The 15,533-nt window shown below is 37.9% G+C and carries 20 protein-coding genes; 11 read left to right on the forward strand and 9 right to left on the reverse strand.

Annotated elements, in window-relative coordinates; all coding sequences use genetic code 11:
- Positions 1-121 precede the first annotated feature (121 nt).
- From FVB9532_RS10930 to FVB9532_RS10950, 5 genes are all read left to right on the forward strand, one after another.
- Entirely contained in the window at positions 122-361 is a 240-nt protein-coding gene (locus tag FVB9532_RS10930) for a hypothetical protein (RefSeq protein ID WP_150545212.1), read from the forward strand.
- 2 nt (positions 362-363) lie between these two features.
- On the forward strand, positions 364-642 hold the full coding sequence (locus FVB9532_RS10935) for a type II toxin-antitoxin system RelE/ParE family toxin (protein ID WP_194716537.1): 279 nt from the start codon (positions 364-366) through the stop codon (positions 640-642).
- Positions 643-709: 67 nt separating this feature from the next.
- Positions 710-931 carry a hypothetical protein gene (locus FVB9532_RS10940; protein ID WP_150545214.1) on the forward strand — a complete coding sequence of 74 codons (222 nt, stop codon included), beginning with the start codon at positions 710-712 and terminating at the stop codon, positions 929-931.
- Between the two features lie 381 nt (positions 932-1,312).
- Positions 1,313-1,510 (forward strand): virulence RhuM family protein, encoded by a 198-nt coding sequence (locus FVB9532_RS10945; protein WP_150545215.1) that lies wholly within the window; start codon positions 1,313-1,315, stop codon positions 1,508-1,510.
- 507 nt (positions 1,511-2,017) lie between these two features.
- Positions 2,018-2,350, forward strand: coding sequence for a YegP family protein (locus FVB9532_RS10950; protein ID WP_150545216.1), 333 nt, complete (start codon positions 2,018-2,020; stop codon positions 2,348-2,350).
- 208 nt (positions 2,351-2,558) lie between these two features.
- On the opposite strand, the gene FVB9532_RS10955 is transcribed toward FVB9532_RS10950, so the two are convergent.
- From FVB9532_RS10955 to FVB9532_RS10980, 6 genes are all read right to left on the reverse strand, one after another.
- A complete protein-coding gene (locus FVB9532_RS10955) occupies positions 2,559-3,995 on the reverse strand; it encodes a type IV secretory system conjugative DNA transfer family protein (RefSeq protein ID WP_150545217.1) in 1,437 nt (478 codons plus the stop codon).
- Positions 3,992-5,026 carry a MobB family relaxase gene (gene mobB, locus FVB9532_RS10960; protein ID WP_150545218.1) on the reverse strand — a complete coding sequence of 345 codons (1,035 nt, stop codon included), beginning with the start codon at positions 5,024-5,026 and terminating at the stop codon, positions 3,992-3,994. The genes FVB9532_RS10955 and mobB overlap by 4 nt, the downstream gene beginning before the upstream one ends.
- A complete protein-coding gene (locus FVB9532_RS10965) occupies positions 4,989-5,660 on the reverse strand; it encodes a BfmA/BtgA family mobilization protein (RefSeq protein ID WP_228482299.1) in 672 nt (223 codons plus the stop codon). Before FVB9532_RS10965 ends, mobB begins: the two co-directional genes overlap by 38 nt.
- A gap of 303 nt (positions 5,661-5,963) precedes the next feature.
- Complete coding sequence (locus FVB9532_RS10970) at positions 5,964-6,161, reverse strand: hypothetical protein (protein ID WP_150545219.1); 198 nt, start codon at positions 6,159-6,161, stop codon at positions 5,964-5,966.
- 15 nt (positions 6,162-6,176) lie between these two features.
- On the reverse strand, positions 6,177-6,626 hold the full coding sequence (locus tag FVB9532_RS10975; RefSeq protein WP_150545220.1) for a JAB domain-containing protein: 450 nt from the start codon (positions 6,624-6,626) through the stop codon (positions 6,177-6,179).
- Between the two features lie 76 nt (positions 6,627-6,702).
- Complete coding sequence (locus FVB9532_RS10980) at positions 6,703-7,041, reverse strand: single-stranded DNA-binding protein (protein WP_150545221.1); 339 nt, start codon at positions 7,039-7,041, stop codon at positions 6,703-6,705.
- 579 nt (positions 7,042-7,620) lie between these two features.
- On the opposite strand from FVB9532_RS10980, the gene FVB9532_RS10985 reads away from it, so the two are divergent.
- Positions 7,621-7,800 (forward strand): TetR family transcriptional regulator, encoded by a 180-nt coding sequence (locus FVB9532_RS10985; RefSeq protein ID WP_150545222.1) that lies wholly within the window; start codon positions 7,621-7,623, stop codon positions 7,798-7,800.
- Positions 7,801-7,832: 32 nt separating this feature from the next.
- Here FVB9532_RS10985 and FVB9532_RS10990 read toward each other — a convergent pair whose 3' ends face one another.
- Positions 7,833-8,183, reverse strand: coding sequence for an IS3 family transposase (locus FVB9532_RS10990; protein WP_317132291.1), 351 nt, complete (start codon positions 8,181-8,183; stop codon positions 7,833-7,835).
- A gap of 461 nt (positions 8,184-8,644) precedes the next feature.
- Positions 8,645-8,974 (reverse strand): winged helix-turn-helix transcriptional regulator, encoded by a 330-nt coding sequence (locus FVB9532_RS10995; RefSeq protein WP_150545224.1) that lies wholly within the window; start codon positions 8,972-8,974, stop codon positions 8,645-8,647.
- A 98-nt stretch (positions 8,975-9,072) separates the two neighbouring features.
- Between FVB9532_RS10995 and FVB9532_RS11000 the strand changes: the two genes are divergently transcribed.
- Positions 9,073-9,999, forward strand: coding sequence for an NADP-dependent oxidoreductase (locus FVB9532_RS11000; protein WP_150545225.1), 927 nt, complete (start codon positions 9,073-9,075; stop codon positions 9,997-9,999).
- Positions 10,000-10,207: 208 nt separating this feature from the next.
- On the opposite strand, the gene FVB9532_RS11005 is transcribed toward FVB9532_RS11000, so the two are convergent.
- The gene (locus FVB9532_RS11005) at positions 10,208-11,233 is read right to left on the reverse strand and encodes an alpha/beta hydrolase (protein ID WP_150545226.1); all 1,026 of its coding nucleotides are present in this window, start codon (positions 11,231-11,233) and stop codon (positions 10,208-10,210) included.
- Between the two features lie 129 nt (positions 11,234-11,362).
- On the opposite strand from FVB9532_RS11005, the gene FVB9532_RS11010 reads away from it, so the two are divergent.
- Genes FVB9532_RS11010 through FVB9532_RS11025 form a run of 4 tightly spaced genes read left to right on the forward strand, consistent with a single transcriptional unit; the run spans position 11,363 to position 15,440 of the window.
- Positions 11,363-11,740, forward strand: a complete 378-nt coding sequence (locus FVB9532_RS11010) for a DUF2147 domain-containing protein (RefSeq protein ID WP_150545227.1) — start codon at positions 11,363-11,365, stop codon at positions 11,738-11,740.
- 1 nt (position 11,741) lies between these two features.
- Positions 11,742-13,076 carry a TolC family protein gene (locus tag FVB9532_RS11015; RefSeq protein WP_150545228.1) on the forward strand — a complete coding sequence of 445 codons (1,335 nt, stop codon included), beginning with the start codon at positions 11,742-11,744 and terminating at the stop codon, positions 13,074-13,076.
- 3 nt (positions 13,077-13,079) lie between these two features.
- The gene (locus FVB9532_RS11020) at positions 13,080-14,198 is read left to right on the forward strand and encodes an efflux RND transporter periplasmic adaptor subunit (RefSeq protein ID WP_150545229.1); all 1,119 of its coding nucleotides are present in this window, start codon (positions 13,080-13,082) and stop codon (positions 14,196-14,198) included.
- Complete coding sequence (locus FVB9532_RS11025) at positions 14,199-15,440, forward strand: ABC transporter permease (protein WP_150545230.1); 1,242 nt, start codon at positions 14,199-14,201, stop codon at positions 15,438-15,440.
- Positions 15,441-15,533 lie beyond the last annotated feature (93 nt).

Consider the following 15,533-nt stretch of genomic DNA (forward strand, 5'->3'; position numbering starts at 1 on the left):
GGAAAACCGTAATGGAATGGGTATTATTAACCAATTTTAGTGAGAGATAAAAGCGAAGCGTATCTAAACGTCGAATACAAAATTCAAGAGATTTGTTATATTTGTAATAAAAGCTGAGATTATGGGAGCCGCAGAATTAAGGAAAAAATGGAAGAAATCTATTAAGACGGTAGATGTACGTTTTCTACAAATGGTAGATGCCTTATATGAAGGTTATTTTAAAAATGAAGTGGTTGCCTACCATCCAGATGGCACACCTATGACCCGTCAAGACTATAAAATGGCTTTAGATGTTGCTGAAAGTCAAATAGAAAAGGGAGATTTTATGACCGCTGAAGAATTTGAAAAAGAAGAGAATTAGTGTTGGGCAAAATTACTCAAGTAGTTTGGACAAGACAAGCTAGAGAATCGCTTACAAGCATTTTAGATTACAGATATAAAGATCTTCCCGATGCCAGAAAAATCGTTAGAAAAGATATCATTGAGGCTTCCAAAAAAATTGTATTTGCAGAGCAGTACCAGCAAGATGAAATTTTCCCAAACTATCGCAGAATCATAGTAAGGGATTACAAACTACTTTATAAGTACCAAAAGGAGATTGTATATATCCTAAATGTGGTTTGTACCAAAGCTAATAAATAGCAATTGACTTTTGTAATTTATTAAAGCTTCAATACGAGTTTAAATTTTTTGTTATAAATAGATTGCGATGAATATTCAGGCTGAAAAAATAGTCCTGACAAAAATGCTTTTGGAAACTGAAAATCCAAAAATAATTGAATCTATAAAAGAAATCTTTAAAAAAGAACAAACTCCAGACTTTTGGGATAGCTTATCTGTGGAGCAACGTAAAGAAATTGAAAAAGCTTCCCTAGAAATTAAAAATAGGGAAGTAATAGATTACTATACTTTTATGCAAAATCATAGATAATATGGAACAGGAAAGTTGTCATTTCAAAAACAGAGCAAATTGTACTATCGCTATAATCCCTAAGCGAATTAATATTCTCACCGTATTTGATTACCTGGAGGAACCTAAAGAAGCTTACAAAAGCAATTTAAAAAAAGACTAACAAGAATAATTGTAGCTGTTTCGAAATTGAGATTTGCTTCGATGAATATTTTACGCTATTTCATCATTACTGTCAAAAAAAGTATAATATTATATTTTTAAACAGTTCGGTTTTAAGCGAAGCCTACTACAACCCTTCTGAACAATGTAAAGTTGTCCCAACCCAGATTTTATTTTTAATTTTTTAAGTACCTTCTATATGAATATATAGCACATTTGAGAAAATCTAATAATTGAGAAATGAACCACCCTAAAATTAAAAATAGTGAAGTTATTGTCTTTAGAACTCAAGGTGGGCAAACTGAATTTGAAGTATTGCTAGCTGTTGAGCACGATACTGTCTGGGCTACCGAACAACAAATAATGGAGTTGTTTGGCAAAGCGAGAAGAACAATCGGGGGAGCATATTCAGAACATTTACGAAGAAGGGGAGTTTGATAGGGAATCAACTTGGCGGGAATTCCGCCAAGTTCAAAGAGAAGGGAAACGAGAGGTTCCAAGAAAGGTCTCTAATTGAAACTTGGATTTTATTTCCTAAACAAAACAACCATTGTATGAACGAAAATGGTGAATGGAAAAATCAATGACTATACACTTGTCACATATTAATAGAATACAAATTAAGATACTTACCAACTCAACCCCATAATCTCAAAAAAATCCTGATTTCAATAAGCCGCTATGAGCGGTTTTTTATTTGATATTATGTAGCATTGGACTACAAGAGGGTTTCACAGAAGTATGTTAAAAGAGACTGTGATTTAGATTTAAGCATTTTGGTAGTTATTAAAATAGCAGAGGGATAAGTTATAGATATAATTATGACAAATTTTCTAAAATAGAGTAGGATTGCGGAAAACCGTAAGGGTATCTGCGTATGATGATTGAAATTTGAACTTAAATTTTAACCAAAAAAATAAGAGTAAACTTTAAAATCAAATGACTATGACAAATCCGAAATTCCAATTGTATAAATCAGGTAATGAATATCGTTATCGTTTACGTGCCAGAAACGGTGAAATTATCCTTCACGGTGAAGGCTACACAAGTAAACAAGGGTGTCAAAATGGTATAGCTTCCGTTAAAGCTAACGCACCTTATGATTCCCGTTATGAGCGAAAGCTGGCCACTAATAATCAATACTATTTTGTACTGAAGGCTACCAATGGGGAAACCATTGGTGTAAGTGAAACCTATACCACAGCCTCGGCTCGTGATAATGGTATTGAAGCAGTTAAACGTGACGCTCCAGATGCGCCTACAGAAGATTTAACATAAAAACTGTTTTTCAATAATATCAGAGAATGCTTCTTTATACATTTATAAGAGGCATTTTTTTGCTATAATATTTTGACTAAGCTAATCGTGGTATTATAAACTAAAATCTATCTTGAGCTTTAATTCCTTTTGATTTAATGCTTTATAAAGTTGTTTATACAGCATATTCTACTGCTGAAAATTATAAATCTACTTTGTAGTAATTTAGTTACAAAATTCTTCTAATATCATTATAAATCTGTTGTTGATGGAACTGCAAATCTTCTTGGGTGATGTTCGTATTAGCAATAGGAATTTCTCTTTGAATATCTTGAAGTTTAAACCGTACTTTTTTATCCTTCCCATCAGCAAAAGCGACGAATTCCCCTTGTTGCAGCCGAAAAAAAGCATCAGCCCTTCGTTTGGAGATTTCTTTTTCTCCTTTCGTAATCCGGCTTTCGTAACTAAAACCACTACTTTTACTCACACTTTTTGTTGGTGTTTTGATGATCTCAAAAAAGCGTTCGTAGTATTTAGCCGTATCGGGGTCATTCACTTTTCCAAAAAACTGGTAGGAGAGGTTGCTTAGGATCGCTTTGCTGGCTTTATCCCCATATAGCATATCGTTCTGTACCTTGTCCTGCATCACATAGACGGTAGAAATATCATAACTCCGCAACGTAGCCGGAATGCGGTGCATATTGGACAGTTTAAGGGTCGGTGCTTCCTCCATCAACAAAAAAGAGGTTTCCCTATGACGGATACTCATCTGTTTGATAATGGTATGCATTATCATTGCAATGACGGGAGAGTAAGCTCCATCGTATTTTGGATGGTTGACTAAGGCAATTACCGCCGGATGTTCCGGGTGGTTGATATCCAAAGGCACTTCATCTTTGGATAGCACATAGAACAGTTTTTGTGAGCTAATTTTTTTAAAGGCATTGGCCAGGGTACTTTTCACTCCGGCGGTCTGTTTTTCCGATGCTATCCCATTGATAAAGGCGCTGGCCATACTGCGCGCCGTAAGATCTGATTTTAAAAAGGCGACCAATTTTTTAGTACTGACCAATTGAAACAAGGCAATAATGTGTGGCAGGGTGCAGCAATCAGGATAAGCGGTTTTCATCTTCCAGATCATCCCGCTTAATAAGCCTTCGACGGCATCGGAGAAAAACTTATTACCGCCAGTGCTAGCCGATAGGTTTTGTTCCAACAAGTTTTCCATCAGGACCCGGGATACCTCATTCACACTTTCCTCATTGGGCAGGTATTTTGGGGCAATAGGATTGACCCGATAATGCACCTGATCAAAAGCGATGGTATAGAAGTTCAAGTTTTTATTTTTGAATAGGGGATAGGCCATTTCCGTCAGTTCGAAATCCTTGTAATCGTGGATCACCCCACAAAAACCATATTCACTAAAATGCTGCAAGAAGTTATAGATTACGCTTTCAGTTTTTCCACTTCCTGCCGAGCCAATGATGGAGGCACCCCTGCGGATGTTGTCCGCTTTAAAATTTCCGTTACTCAACTGAAAACGCACCTGGTATTTTTTATCCCCTGGTGCTTTGCGCTCCGCGAAAAACAGTCCGTATACCACCGCACCCACGAACAAAGCCGGGGCGATGATATAGAGGGCAATATGTTCCCATTGCCAGTTCATATCCCGATCGATCCTGATTCAATAGCTTTGCCAACCCCTTTTTTCAATTGATTTAGGGCTTTTATCGCCAGCTGAAACTTATTTGTAGGAATGCTTAGTACCGCCGTGTTCACTCCTGATTGCTGTAATAATTTAAACGCCATTGCCTTTTCATTGGCCGGGAGCTTGGTAATCGTAGAGAAATACAGTTTCGGATCTTTAAGAAACGTTTTTCGAGCGGTATAGCTTTCCACATAATTACGCTTATAACGGAATAGTTGATCAAAGGTTTTCTCTGAATTTTTGATAAAAGCATTACGATCAAAACCCCTTTTTACGGTCTTGCCGTGCATTTCTACTTCCGAGGCTTTGTGCTTGCTTCCCGGGGAGAGGCTGTAGCGGTTGGAGGCATCCTTTCGGCTTACAATGATATGGATATGGCTTTGCGATCCTGGTTTGGCCATTCCCCGCACTATGCGTTTTCCGTCCAATTGATAGGGTGCTGCTGCTTCCAGACGCTGAATTTCCTTTTGAAGTGTCTTAGTATTCCCAACGAGCTCCCCCCGGTTGATACTTCGGATATCATTTTTCAATTCTAAAATCTTCGTTGCATAAGGTTGATTTTCCCGAACCTGCTTATCGGTCCCTTTAAAGGTACGCTGACGTTCTACTTTGGCGTAATATTTAATATCCGTAATAGCCACTGGGCGACCATCAATTTCCCGGTGAAAAGCCCTGGCATATTCCTTCATTGCTTCCCGGGTATAGCGCTTGAGGGCTTCCGGGGAATCCTGAATAGCTTTAAGTTCCCGACCGCTTGGATTTAGGGTAATGGAATAGAACTTGGGCTCTTTATTTTTAAGTTTGGCCGTATTGCCATCGATTTCCCGGATGACTTCTTCGGCAGTTATTTCATCGTGCTGCTGATCAAAAAAATGTTCCAGTTCGGGAAGCGGTTTCCCTTCATTTTCCTTTTCCAGGTAATCCACAAAATCGGCAGCACTTTGCGCATAATTACCCTGCACTTTCTGAGCGGTGATGGTGATGTACATTATTAATTTTTTTATTGAGTTCTTCTTTGAGGTGTTCCAATTCCTCTGTATTCATATTCAGTTTGTAATATCCCTTCCCAAAAGTTCCTTTCACATAGGATAAATGTTCCAGTAGGTTTTTTGTGTTATTTCGGTAGGTGTTGAGCTTTTGTTGCATCTGTTCATAGCGGTTTTTGTAATGCTCCAGTTCGCTATCGCGCGAGAAAGGTTCCGGTGTCCCAAAATCAAACTGTTCCGCTTCCTTTTCTTCTTCGTCTACCTTGTTCATTTCCTGAAATAAGGTATCCAGCATTGCCTTGGTCGGCAGTGTCTGTTGCTTTTCAATATTCCGTACAATAGCAATTAGGGCATTAATCCTTTTTTTGGTCGCATCCGTTTTTACGCCAAGATTGTCATTAGGGTCAAGATTGTTCCATTTGAAGAAGTTCAACATTGCCTCCAGGGTTTCCGAATGCGACTTGGAAATGTCTTTGGAAAATGCCCGAAAACGCTCGGCAATATCTTTTTTGATATTGATCCCTGAAAAGCCGTATGTTGAAAATTTCTTCATTTTTGCTGCAAAAAAGTGGCTGTTTACAATGGGTTCCAGGGGTTTTGCTGCAAAGTCCTGAAAATCAGTATAATTTAAACACATTTAAACAACTGATTATGAGTGATTTACATAGAAATTGGCAGCCGAGACACCGCTATGCGTGTCACCCTCTTGCTCTTCCAATTTCCGTCCCGCAGGGACCCAAATTTCCAGACATTCCACTAAAGCGGAACGCCTTTATTATTTTATGGATTGGTCATTTAAGGAAAGTCAAATCACCCAATAATTGGGATTAAATAATGACCAAAAGTGTTATTTGTCAACCTTCTAAAGATACGATTTAAAAGAAATACCCCATAGAAAAAGCCCTCATTTAATAAGGGCTTGTTTGGTGTTTTTTAGTAGTTACATATTGAATACAAAATCATAATTGTATAGATTTCGTATCGCTTCCTCTTCCAACAGGGTATCGTAATTGATGTAGTGATGTTGGGCATAGCTCTTTAACTGCTTTCCGAAACGATTTTCTACTTCTTTTTTAGACATCGAAAGCAAACCTTCCTGTGTTTCACTATCGAGGTTGGTATAATTCAAATAGACCATCATCGAAATTTCAAATTATAACAATCCATTATCCGCGAAACTATAATAGTCCCCATTGGGAGCGATAATGATATGATCCAAGACTTTCACATCAAAAAGCTGTGCCGCATCTTTAATTTTACGGGTCAATCGCTTGTCTGCTTCACTGGGTACAAGTTTATAGCTTGGATGGTTATGAGCAAGCAGGATTCCCACGGATAAGGTCTTTAATACAATTGCAAAAAGGATGCGAATATCTACCAAAGTACCTGTAATACCTCCAATGGATAAAGGATAAACCCCTTTCACTTTATTGGAATTATTCAATAAAAGGATTTTAAAGCTTTCCTGTAAACCTATGGTTCCCTTATCCCAGTTATTATAAAGTAATTTCGCTGCGTGCTTAGAACCTTTGATCGGGTCAGATTTTAATGTTCCGATTTTTTCACGGTAGCTTATCTGTATTTCATTAACTTTGTCTTTCATTATTAGCTTATTTAATGGGTTAATAATTAAAAGAGGGCGCAATTTTCGACGGTGACGCCCTCTTTGTTTTTAAGAATTAGGCGTTACCACCCAATAATAGGATTTCAGAAGCTAGCACTTCGGTAACATATCGTTTTACCCCTTCCTTATCCTCATAGGAACGGGAAGTTAATTTTCCTTCCACGGCAATCTCTTTGCCCTTGCTTACATAATTTTCAATGATTTCAGCGGTCTTGCCCCAAGCCACGACCGTATGCCAGTCGGTAGCCTGTACCTTTTCGCCTTTACTGTTTTTGTAGTTTTCATTGGTCGCCAATGATAAGCGGGCTACTTTTTTGCCATTGTCAAGCTTGGTTGTGCTAGGTTCTTGCCCTACATTTCCGATTAACTGCACTTTGTTTCTTAGATTACTCATAATTAAAAGTTTTAGAGGTCTGCCTTCTAAGCAGACGGTTACACATTGATTAAAAAAATTGATTTACTTATTATATCCGGTAGCGTTTTTCTTTTTTTGATTTTTTTAGTTTCCCTTCCGGATCGATATGTCGCTGTTGATTTCATATTGAGTTGTTTTGATTTACTTCCCATAGAGCCGTATAGCTGTTATCTTTTTTTGATGCTTACACGATTTCAATATTTTGGATTGATAAGGACTTATAAAAGCGAGTAGGGGAGCGGCTTATGCAGTCCGGTTCAACTCCAAAATGTTGGTGTTTTGCGACCAAAAAAAGAATAACTGTACGGCGTGGTTGGGAATCAAAAACCTGAAATGAAGAATCAGTAACCTTCAGGAAGGGAAACTAAATGCAACAAATAGTATTCACTATAATTGTATCAGTATTTAGAAACTGTACTAAGAATATCTTTAAAGTTTATTCAAGCTTCCTTTTGTTAGGTGTAATGTATTTTGAAATTAGGAATATATCGGTGAACGCAATTTAAACTTAAAGTTTCCGAAATTGTGGTAAATAACTGTTCTTTATAACTTTATAGTATGAGACTACAAAAAACACTGAACAAAGATGTATTTTCAGGATTAACCGAGGTTTTTCAGTCTAAAGGATATAAGGCCTTGATTTTGCAGGATCTGGCAAATGCTACTGGACTAAAAAAAGCCAGATTGTACCATCTTTTTCCAAGAGGAAAAAAAGAAATGGAAAAAGCCGTTTTATAAAATCTTACTAAATGGGTGGAAGAAAATGTATTTCAGGTAATATCGCTAATCCAAGCTGCATTTAATCTGCCTGGGGTAAAGTTTCTGTTCAATAGATTTCTACAAACAGGATAGTTGTGATGGGAATCTGTGGTAGCCTTAAACTTCCTTTTATGTTTGCTTACCCAATGGTTCACTTTCATAATTTTAGCTACTCTGCATCTGGATATACAGTATCCTTTGCGCTTTAATTGTTCCGCTATTCGTGTAGAGCCATAACGCTGTTTATTCAGCTCAAATTTCTTTTGTATTAAATCTTTAAACAGGCTATGTTCCATTACTTGATTTGAAGGGCCAGTCGGGTGACACCTATAAAAATTGTTGCTACTTACTTTAAAAACCATCCTCTCGATAGGGTATAAATGTTTGTAACTGGCTATCAATCCATAGATTTGCCATCGCTCTTGGAGAAGATGTGCCCGGCCTTTTTTAATATTTCGAGTTCAAGTTTCTTTTCTTTAAGGGCTTTGCGTAACTTTTAAGCTCTAAAAGTATCATCGGGTATTGGTTGCCTTGCGTCATTTGCAGATCCATTGCACTTCTATGCCCAGTTCGTCTGCTAATTCTTTTATCTTCTCTCGCTGATAGCTTAACCCAACTGCCTGCTCTTTTAATTCGGGACTTTAATATCATTTTTTCATCTTTCTAAGATATTTGCTTTGCAACAAACAGTCTTAAATTTTCTTTCCCAGTAAAGTAGCAATTCCAGGTAGAAAAGAAGAACTAAATAGAAACAGAGCATCTCCTGTGTCCTTCTAAGTTATCCTGTTGGTTCCTTTTAAGTGAAGTGACTAAAAGTTTACCTCTATGGGCGCATATATTTCAATCCCCATTTACTCATTTCATTGATGATCGGTAGCAAACTCACGCCTAATTCAGTAAGATTGTATTCTACTCTTGGGGGAACTTCAGCATAAACCGTACGGTTTATAATGCCATCTGCCTCCAATTCTCGTAATTTGTTGGTCAAAGTCTGCCTACTTACATTAGGTATTACATTCTGCAAAGCGCCAAAGCGTAAATTTCCCTTGCGGATGTAGTGAATCACTAACAACTTCCAACGATCACCAATTTTATTTAGACTATAAATCACAGGACAATACTCGGGATTATAGTCTTTAAGCTTTCTTTCCATTAGTCTAAAATATTTACGTATAGCTAACTATATTACATAGTCCAAATTTAAGACTCTTAGTTTTAAATTTGCTATAATAATTAAATAATATTTATAGAATGAAAGCAATACAGATCAATCAATATGGAGACAATTCTGTGTTACACGAAGCAGAAATTGAAATACCATTCATTGAACCCAATCAGGTTTTGGTAAAACTAAAAGCTTCGGCAGTGAACCCAGTAGATTACAAAATACGTTCTGGGTTTATGCAAGCCCAGCTTCCCAAAAACTTTCCATTTACTCTAGGTTGGGAAGGCGCCGGAGTTATTACATCTTTAGGGACTGAAATCAAAAATTATAAAATTGGAGATGAAGTGATTTTGATGCCCAATTTTTTGCAAGGCGGCACGTATGCAGAATATGTTGCGGTGAATGCTGATGAAATTATCCGCAAACCTGCAGACCTTGAGTTTGAAAATGCCGCTACACTTCCCGTAGCCTGGAGTACGGCGTGGACGGCTTTGGTAAAGGATATCAATATACGACCTCAACAAAATATTCTTATATTAGGAGCTGGCGGAGCTGTAGGTAAGATGGCTGTACAAATTGCCAAAAAATACGGCTTGAATGTCACAGGAACAGCGACAGGTGAAGATATAATAACATTAGAAACCTTTAGAATCGATGAAGTGATCGACTATAAATCTACGGACATTGCCTCATTGAAAAAAAAATTTGATGTCGTGCTGGATCTTGTAGGAGGTGAATTCTTGAAGAAAGCATACGCACTGGTAAAAAAAGGAGGATCTATTATTTCTACTACCCAATTTCCAGATACCGAAATGTTGTCAAAGTATTCTATACACGGGAAAATGACCTTTACAACTATGGATAAAACTGCATTTGATCAACTATTCATATGGCTTGATAAGGATGAAATTCAACTTAAATCCCCAGATATCTTTGAACTTCATCAAGCTAAAGAAGCTTTGGCTCTGGTTGAAAATCGGAAAATAAAAAACAAGATTATTTTCAAATTTTAAGATACTAAGAAAGGTAGCTACTTAAAAGTTACCTTTTTTATTGAAAACATCGTTAACAGGAAAAAATAGAGGTATGATTGGGCTTACTTGGAAAACGATATATTTTTAACCTCATCATACTAATAGTGTCATTAATCAGAAGTTATTGCTGCAAAACTTTATAAGACCTGCTATAGACTCAGACAAGCATAAAGAAAGTGGAGCAGATCTATCGCTTACTTTTTTCCGTCTGTTCCTCTATAAAAATTAACATATCAGCCGTTACTTTTTCAATCTCTTCCATATTCATATTTTTAAAACCGTGTATCGCCTTTTTATAGGTATATAACCTATGAGATACTTGATTTTTCTTTAGAGCATCGGATAAAATTATAGATTGTTTTATAGGTACCCGCTTATCATTATTTCCGTGCATCACTAGTGTAGGTACTGTATATTTATTTACCAATTGTTCTGGCGAATAATATTTCAGTATAGCTGTGGTTTTATCCTTATCTCCTAAACTTACTCCGGTTATCTGCTCTATCTTTTTTTTCCTGCTTTGGTATTTTTCATTGGCAAACCATTTCAAAGACTTTGATAATATCGGATTTATCTCCGGTCGAAACAGCCTATAAAGATCTGTTGGCCCGAAATTATCAATCACGTATTTTACATCTGAACGTACACCCTCCAAATTAGGTTCTCCAATAAATTCCTCATCATCCGTATAGGCAGTCATCAAGGCAAGATGTCCACCCGCCGATGCCCCCCAGAGGCCTATATCATTTTCATCTATATTATATTTTGCACCATACTTATGCAGCCAGCGAACAGCATCCTTACAGTCAATAATCGGGTCTGGAAAATGTATAGAATCGGAAATGACACGGTAGTCCACACTGGCTACCACATAGCCTTTTTCCAATAATGCTTTAAGCACGTATTGGCGGTAAAATGTTTTGATGACCTCTTTACTTCCAGCCGTCCAACCCCCTCCGTGTATAAAAAGGACGGCAGGTCTTGGCAGAGGATCTGTTTCTTTAGGTGCAAAAATATCCATTTTTAGAGACTCTTTCGCAAGAGTGGTTTTGTAAACAACCTCCTCTACAGCTGCAACATCTATAGTTGCTTTTGGTGGGGATAGTTCGATGTTTTTTACAGTGCCGCATTGAGTGAATAATAGCAAACATAGAACTATAATCAATTCCTTATTCCTTTTAAAACTAAGCATTTCAATCTTTTTCCATTTCAAAGAGCAATTTACGGATTAAATTTTTGGGCTAGTGTTCAATACAAGACCGATTATGTTCAGTTCAGCAATTGATTAAATGTACAACGCATCTAATCTGCCCACTTTTGTACGGTATTTAAAAATTATAAAATGATGAAACTGAAAAACCTGCTTATGACAATGCTTTTCGCGATAGGATTGAGCGCTTCTGCACAGGAAGTACAAGATCCAATGATAGGCTTGTGGAAAGATGGAAGTAGCGATCGCACTTTCGAGGTGGTTCAAAATAGTGCTGGTTCCTATGATGCCATTATTCACAAAGCAGAAAATAAGGATGTTATTGGCAAAAAACAAATTACAAACCTGAAAGCAGTCGGAAACAAAAAATATGACGGCGGCACCATCCATCTTTTTTCAAGGAACAAAACCGGCAAATGTTCTGCAGAACTGAAAGATTTGAAGACCTTAGAAATTGTAGGTAAGGTTGGTTTTTTCTCTAAATCTGCTATATGGAAAAAGTTGCCTTAAGATGTTTGAAAACAAAAGTCTAGAAATGAGAAAAATTTTGTTAATCTGTTCATTATTTGTCGGATTCAGTGCTTCATCTCAAGTTTCTATTAGCAGTTTGGAAGAATTGATTGCCTTAGCTGATAATCACCAAGTGAACCTGAGGAATGCGTCTTTGCAGAATGAAGTAGCACAATCAAGACTGACAGAATCGAAAGCCTATTTATATCCTACAATAAATGCTTATTCCAATATCAATGATAACCTCACTATTCAAAAAACACTCGTTCCGGAACGGTTGATCGATCCAGATGCTTCTGAAGAGGCTTTTACCGAAATGCGGTTCGGTAGACAATACGTGTACACAGCGGGAATTCAGGCGCAATGGGATGTACTTGATTTTCAGCGGAAATTTGCTACAAATGTGCAAAAAGAGCAAGTGAAAGCACAGAAATCGCAAGAAAATCTTGTCAAATTCAATACCTATAATGATTTGGCTTCCCTCTATTACTCCATTATCCTGCTTCAGGAAGCGGAAAAGATCAACCTCAAAAATGTTGAGAATACGGAAATTATCGAAGCAAATGCCAAAAATAAATATGAGCAAGGATTGATCAGTGAGGCTGACAAAGACCGTATGGAGGCTAGGCACCTCAAAAACGTACGCGATTTGGAAAAAACGCTTCAAAGCAAAGAAATCCTGCTTCGACAATTGCAACAGGATTTAGGGATGGAAGAGGCCATTACGGTTTCGGACAGTACTAACACGATTGCACAAAAGGAACTTGGGGAATCTGCTACTTGGGGGGTGCACCCCAGTGTAGTTTATCAGGAAGATCAGACGAAAATAGCAGAAAAAAGAATTGAGGAGCTGAAAGCGGTATTCCTTCCTAAGTTAAGTTTCGCATATCAATATAATTATAGTTGGACAGGCGATGATTTTTTGAATTTCAATAATCTCAATCATCTGCCCCAACAATATGTTTCGATGAGACTAAGCGTGCCCGTTTTTTCAGGTTTTGCTTCCCGCGAAAAAGTAAAGCAATCTAAGATAGAATGGCAAATAGCCCAAAATACTTTAGAAGACCTTAGAAAAAGTGAAAAAATACAGGATGAAATTTTGATTCGGCAGATCCGGCAGAATGCTTCCATTTTGCGAAAAAATCAGCAAATCCTCCAATTGAATATCCAAACTGATGTGCACTATGCCCATCAATATGAGGCCGGCATTATTAGCCTGGATACCAGGCTGAACGAATATGACCAGTTACTGCAAGCACAAAATGAGTACCTGCAAAGCCTTGCAGACTACAAATTAACTTCCTACAAGATTTACATCCGAAATTTAAATTTTTAATCAATGAAAACCATTTTATATCGCTACCACCAAAGTTTAATTCATTTTGTGGTACTATTAATTCTCATCGCCGCTCTGGGCAGTTGTAGCCATCAGGAAACAACATCGCCTGTTCGCCGTAAAATGGTGGAAGCCGTTTTTGCCAACGGTTACCTGGAATACGAAAACCAATATACGGTAGCCGCCAATGCAGCAGGGATTGTAAAGGGGATCACCATAAAAGAAGGAGATAGCGTTCAGGCAAAGCAGTTGTTGGCATATATCCAAAACGTGGGGCAGGATGAAGCCTTGTCACAATCCTATTCCGTTTATCAAAATGCTTTGCAGAACAGTTCCGCTTCCTCCCCGCAGCTTATCAAAGCCCAACAGCAGGTAGATCAGGCAAAATTAGATTTGGCACAGGCGAAAACCAATTACGAACGTTACGCTGCTTTGATGAAGACAAACTCCGTGGCGAAAATTGATTTCGATGAAATGCAGATGCGCTATAAAAATGCACAGCATCGACTTGTGGCAGAGCAGAAGGACTATGAGAATCTTAGAAAAGATTTAGTGCTGCAATTCACCACCAGTAAAGAAGCCTGGCAAGCGCAGCAATCTGTGGTAAAAAATTATAAAATCTGGAGCGATAAACCCGGATTGGTCATCGAATTATTTCACAAAAACGGAGAAGTCCTGAAGGTGGGAGAGCCACTTGCGGAGATTGGAAACGGAACCATTCATATCAAATTGTTCGTTGCTGAAGAAGATATTGTAAAAGTAGACAAAGGACAAACGATTTACATTCACCTAAATACCTATACCGACCGAACATTTAAAGCCAGAGTAACCAAAATTTATCCCGGTTTCAATACAGACCAGCAATCCTACACGGTGGAAGCCGCCTTTTTAGAAATGCCTGAAAAACTATTTTCGGGCACACAATTACAAGCCAACGTAGAACTTTCAGATGCAAAAGAAGCCTTGATGATTCCCACTGCTTATCTATTGCCAAACAATACTGTTAGACTAGAAGACGGGACTACTAAAACAATCAAAGTCGGTACAAAGGATAGCCAATGGGTTCAAGTTCTGGGAGGTATTTCGGAGCAGGATGTGATCATTAAAAATAATAATCAATAGATGAAAACCAACTATAGAATAGCCTGGGTACATCTCACGTCAAGATTTCGGCAATTAGCGGTGGCAACGCTCAGTGTCACCTTTGGGATATCAATGTTCATCTTTATGAATAGTTTTATATCTGGAGTCAATGAAGCACAGACAGTCATCACATTTACCTCCCTGGCGCATATCCGTATTTACAACGATTTGTCGGCCAGAGAACCAGCAAAGTTGATTCCAGATACGGTAGCAGGCAATGCGTTATCTGTTGTTAACAATGCCCGAAATATTCGCTATACGGAAGGAATAAAAGACGCTGGTCCTATTCTAAAGGCCTTAAAAAAGCAAAAAGCCATAACAGGTATTTCACCCCAGATAAATACTAATGTGTTCATTCAAAATGGCGTCACACAGATTAGCGCAGCACTTTCAGGTGTGGATGTACAGAAAGAAAATAAAGTTTTTCATACGGCAGATTATGTAGTAGAAGGAGATTTTTTCGATTTGCAAAAACATCCGAATGGGATTATTCTGGGCAAAGGCCTGGCTCAAATATTGGGTGTAAAGGTAGGTGATAATATTAGTCTAACCTCCGCCAGCGGGGGAAGCAAAAATTTCACCATAATTGGATTATTGGAAACCGGAGCTACAGGTGTGGACCGCAGCAAAGCTATTGTTTCTTTGCTGGCGGCGAGACAGCTCAACTCTAAAAATAAATCCTATGTCACAGATATCCAAATAGCCGTTTCCGATTACAACAAAGCCCAAAAAGTAGCGGCTAGTATGGCGGGCATTACTTCGTACAAAATTGAGCCCTGGCAACTGGGAAACAGCCAGCTCGATTCCGCGAACAAACTTCGTTACATTATGTCTTTCGTCATCTCCGTTACCATACTTATTGTGGCAGGATTTGGTATTTACAACATTATGAATATGACGGTAAACGAAAAAATCAAAGAGATTGCCATTTTAAAAGCAATGGGGTACAGCGGAAGGGATATTGTTATTATTTTTCTTACTCAATCTATTGTGATCGGTTTGGTTGGCGGAATATTGGGCTTGGTATTGGGTTACATAATCTCTGTGTGCACCGGTTACATCCCTTTTCGTATAGCAACCAGCACTACGCTGCCCATTAATTTCAACACAAGTGATTACGTGCTAGGATTTGTATTTGGTATAGTTATTACTTTTTTGGCGGGCTACTTTCCGGCATCCAAGGCCTCTAAGGTCGATCCTGTGACTATTATCAGAGGTTAATTGTCATTTATATGAGAAAATTTAAAAAGATCATTATTAATGAGCTGTTAGTAGTAATATTAATTGCAATGTTAATACTGTTTTCTTATGCCT

This window comes from Mesonia oceanica, assembly GCF_902499555.1.
GTDB classification, from domain to species: Bacteria; Bacteroidota; Bacteroidia; order Flavobacteriales; family Flavobacteriaceae; genus Mesonia; species Mesonia oceanica.

Excerpts from the sequence above, each read along its gene's own strand:
- FVB9532_RS10930 (WP_150545212.1), top strand. The coding sequence starts at position 122 with ATGGGAGCCGCAGAATTAAGGAAAAAATGGAAGAAATCTATTAAGACG.
- FVB9532_RS10940 (WP_150545214.1), top strand. The coding sequence starts at position 710 with ATGAATATTCAGGCTGAAAAAATAGTCCTGACAAAAATGCTTTTGGAA.
- FVB9532_RS10945 (WP_150545215.1), top strand. The coding sequence starts at position 1,313 with ATGAACCACCCTAAAATTAAAAATAGTGAAGTTATTGTCTTTAGAACT.
- FVB9532_RS10950 (WP_150545216.1), top strand. The coding sequence starts at position 2,018 with ATGACAAATCCGAAATTCCAATTGTATAAATCAGGTAATGAATATCGT.
- FVB9532_RS10955 (WP_150545217.1), bottom strand. The coding sequence starts at position 3,995 with ATGAACTGGCAATGGGAACATATTGCCCTCTATATCATCGCCCCGGCT.
- mobB (WP_150545218.1), bottom strand. The coding sequence starts at position 5,026 with ATGTACATCACCATCACCGCTCAGAAAGTGCAGGGTAATTATGCGCAA.
- FVB9532_RS10965 (WP_228482299.1), bottom strand. The coding sequence starts at position 5,660 with ATGTGTTTAAATTATACTGATTTTCAGGACTTTGCAGCAAAACCCCTG.
- FVB9532_RS10970 (WP_150545219.1), bottom strand. The coding sequence starts at position 6,161 with ATGGTCTATTTGAATTATACCAACCTCGATAGTGAAACACAGGAAGGT.
- FVB9532_RS10975 (WP_150545220.1), bottom strand. The coding sequence starts at position 6,626 with ATGAAAGACAAAGTTAATGAAATACAGATAAGCTACCGTGAAAAAATC.
- FVB9532_RS10980 (WP_150545221.1), bottom strand. The coding sequence starts at position 7,041 with ATGAGTAATCTAAGAAACAAAGTGCAGTTAATCGGAAATGTAGGGCAA.
- FVB9532_RS10985 (WP_150545222.1), top strand. The coding sequence starts at position 7,621 with ATGAGACTACAAAAAACACTGAACAAAGATGTATTTTCAGGATTAACC.
- FVB9532_RS10990 (WP_317132291.1), bottom strand. The coding sequence starts at position 8,183 with ATGGTTTTTAAAGTAAGTAGCAACAATTTTTATAGGTGTCACCCGACT.
- FVB9532_RS10995 (WP_150545224.1), bottom strand. The coding sequence starts at position 8,974 with ATGGAAAGAAAGCTTAAAGACTATAATCCCGAGTATTGTCCTGTGATT.
- FVB9532_RS11000 (WP_150545225.1), top strand. The coding sequence starts at position 9,073 with ATGAAAGCAATACAGATCAATCAATATGGAGACAATTCTGTGTTACAC.
- FVB9532_RS11010 (WP_150545227.1), top strand. The coding sequence starts at position 11,363 with ATGATGAAACTGAAAAACCTGCTTATGACAATGCTTTTCGCGATAGGA.
- FVB9532_RS11015 (WP_150545228.1), top strand. The coding sequence starts at position 11,742 with ATGTTTGAAAACAAAAGTCTAGAAATGAGAAAAATTTTGTTAATCTGT.
- FVB9532_RS11020 (WP_150545229.1), top strand. The coding sequence starts at position 13,080 with ATGAAAACCATTTTATATCGCTACCACCAAAGTTTAATTCATTTTGTG.
- FVB9532_RS11025 (WP_150545230.1), top strand. The coding sequence starts at position 14,199 with ATGAAAACCAACTATAGAATAGCCTGGGTACATCTCACGTCAAGATTT.